The sequence below is a fragment of the Micromonospora globispora genome (assembly GCF_003857015.1).
Lineage (GTDB): Bacteria > Actinomycetota > Actinomycetes > Mycobacteriales > Micromonosporaceae > Micromonospora > Micromonospora globispora.
Genome location: NZ_QGGF01000596.1, coordinates 1 through 2,765, shown reverse-complemented (window position 1 = coordinate 2,765; position 2,765 = coordinate 1). Strand labels below are relative to the sequence as shown.

At 75.0% G+C, this 2,765-nt stretch carries 3 protein-coding genes; 2 read left to right on the top strand and 1 reads right to left on the bottom strand.

The genetic code is table 11. The annotated features are described in order from the left end of the window. Positions 1-268: 268 nt before the first annotated feature. The gene (locus tag DKL51_RS29945; RefSeq protein ID WP_109946021.1) at positions 269-1,054 is read right to left on the bottom strand and encodes a DeoR/GlpR family DNA-binding transcription regulator; all 786 of its coding nucleotides are present in this window, start codon (positions 1,052-1,054) and stop codon (positions 269-271) included. 198 nt (positions 1,055-1,252) lie between these two features. On the opposite strand from DKL51_RS29945, the gene DKL51_RS29940 reads away from it, so the two are divergent. After that, a complete protein-coding gene (locus DKL51_RS29940; RefSeq protein WP_109945981.1) occupies positions 1,253-2,182 on the top strand; it encodes an SIS domain-containing protein in 930 nt (309 codons plus the stop codon). Between the two features lie 44 nt (positions 2,183-2,226). Then, on the top strand, positions 2,227-2,765 hold a 539-nt coding region (locus DKL51_RS29935; protein WP_260428715.1), incomplete at its 3' end, for an ROK family protein.

Here is a 2,765-nt window from a genome sequence, read left to right as displayed (position 1 = left end):
CCCGGACCGGGCGTGGCGCCCGTCGTGGGCGCTGTCGGGGCGGCCTCGACGGCCGGGGCGGAGCGGGGTGGCGGAACGGTGACGGCGGTTTCCCGACGCTCGACGTCGACGCGCCCGGGCGGCTCGGGCCGGTCGGTGGCGGCCGGGGACGCGTCGGCGGGCATGGCGCTCCTGAGGAAGGCGGCGGCCGGCACGGCGACGCCGACCGGGGATCTCAGCCTAACCAGGGCCGCCCACGGGCGCATCGGACGCGACGGCCGCGGGCGGATCAGGCGCAGATGACGTGGACGCCGGCGTCCCGGAAGGCCTGCACCACGGCAGGGGACGCACCGGAGTCGGTCACCAGCGTCTCGACGCGGTCGACGGGGCAGATCCGGGCGAAGGCGTGCCCGCCCAGCTTGGACGAGTCCGCGATGATCACCACCCGCTTGGCCCGGGCCACCATCAGGTTGTTCATCGCCGCCTCGCCCTCGTGGTGGGCGGCGGCGCCGAGCTGTGGGTCGATCGCGTCCACGCCGAGCAGGGCGATGTCCAGCGTCACCTCGCGCAGCAGGGCCCCGCCCAGCGGGCCGACCAGCTCGAACGACTTGGGCCGGACCACGCCGCCGGCCACCACCACCTTCATCCGCGAACGAACCAGCAGCTCGTTGGCGATGTTCAGGGCGTTGGTGACGACGGTGAGCTGGGCGCCCTCGGCGTTGGTGTTCAGGTCCGGCCGGACGGCCAGCGCCCGGGCCACCTCGGTGCTGGTGGTGCCGCCGTTGAGGCCGACCACGGTGCCGGGGGTGACCAGGGCCGCGGCGGCGGTGCCGATCCGCTGCTTCTCGGCGGAGTGCTTGGCGGTCTTGTAGCGCAGCGGCAGGTCGTACGAGACGCCGTTGGCGACCGCGCCGCCCCGGGTGCGCGTGATCATCTGCTGCTGGGCGAGCTGGTCGAAGTCACGCCGGATGGTGGCCTGGGAGACGTCCAGGCGCCCGGCCGCCTCCTCGACGCTGACCCGGCCACTGTCGGTCAGCATCTCGAGCAGGGCGTTCCATCGGGCGTACCGGTCCACCGCGGGGGCCTCCACTGACTTCTGCACGAAGGTGATTGATTGCGTGCACAATAGTGCGCGAAACTACCAGTGCGCAAAACCCTAGCCTGCGCGATCTGGGAGCTGGTTGCCACGGCCACCCGGGCTCGCGCAGAATAACGCGCGAAAGACGGCAATAACGAGCCGTATTGCGCACGATCTCCCCTGCGAGGAGTTGTCATGGCGTACGTGCACGCGGAGATCGCGAGCCAGCCCGACTGCTGGCGGGAGGCGGCGCAGCTCGCCCCGACCGTCGCCGACCGGCTGCCGCGCCCCGGCGAGCGGGTCGCCGTCGTCGGCTGCGGTACGTCATGGTTCATGGCGATGGCGTACGCCGGGCTGCGCGAGCGCGCCGGCCAGGGCGAGACCGACGCCTTCCAGGCCAGCGAGTTCCCCACCGGCCGCCGCTACGACCGGCTCATCGCGATCACCCGCTCCGGCACCACCACCGAGGTGCTGGGACTGCTCACCGCGCTGCGCGGGCAGCTCCCCACCACGGTCCTCGTCGGCGACCCCGGCTCCCCCGCCGTCGAGCTGGCCGACGCCGCGGTCACCATGCCCTTCGCCGACGAGCGGTCGGTGGTGCAGACCCGCTTCGCCACCACCGCGCTGGCCCTGCTCCGCGCCCACCTCGGCGACCCCATGGGCCGCCTGGTCGCCGACGCCGAGGTGGCCGTCCGGGCCCCGCTGCCGATCGACCCGGCCCGGATCGAGCAGGTCACCTTCCTCGGTCGCGGCTGGACGGTGGGGCTGGCCCAGGAGGCCGCGCTGAAGTGCCGTGAGGCGGCCACCTTCTGGGCCGAGGCGTACCCGGCGATGGACTACCGGCACGGACCCATCTCGATCGCCGCGCCGGGCCGGCTGGTCTGGGCGTTCGGCGCGGTGCCCGACGGGCTCCCCGAGGACGTCTGCGCCACCGGCGCGACCTTCGTGCACAGCCGCACCCACGGCTGCCGCACGGTGCTGACGAGCTGGGCGGCCGGGCGTACCCCGGTCGACCCGATGGCCGACCTGATCCTGGCCCAGCGCTTCGCCGTCGCACTGGCCACCAGCCGCGGCCTAAACCCGGACGCGCCCCGCCACCTGACCCGTTCCGTGGTCCTCGCGTGACCTCAGGCGAGGTCGTCGTCGCGCTGGACGTCGGCGGCACCGGCATGAAGTGCGCCCTGGTCCGCCCGGACGGCGCCGTCGTGCACGCCGAACGGCACGCCACCCGGGCCGAGCACGGACCGGACGCGGTGGTCGACACCATCCTGAACATCGCCGAGGCGCTGGCCGGCAAGGCCCGCGCCGACGGGCTGACGCCGGTGGCCGGCGGGATCGCCGTGCCGGGAGTGGTCGACGAGGCCCGCGGGGTGGCGGTCTGGTCGGCGAACCTCGGCTTCCGGGACGTACCGCTGCGCGACCTGGCGGCGGCGCGGCTCGGCCTGCCGACGGCGCTCGGCCACGACGTGCGCGTCGGGGGCCTGGCGGAGGCCCGGCTCGGTGCCGGACGCGGCACCGGGCACGTCCTCTTCGTCGCGATCGGCACCGGCATCGCCGCCGCCCACGTGGTCGACGGCGCGGCCGCCGTCGGCGCGCACGGCGCCGCCGGGGAGATCGGCCACATCCTGGTACGCCCCGACGGCCCGCGCTGCGGCTGCGGCCGCCCCGGCTGCCTGGAGGCGGTGGCGTCGGCCGCCGCGCACGCCCG

Bases quoted from the DNA above. Each gene is read 5' to 3' on its own strand.
- DKL51_RS29940 (WP_109945981.1), top strand. From the start codon at position 1,253: ATGGCGTACGTGCACGCGGAGATCGCGAGCCAGCCCGACTGCTGGCGG.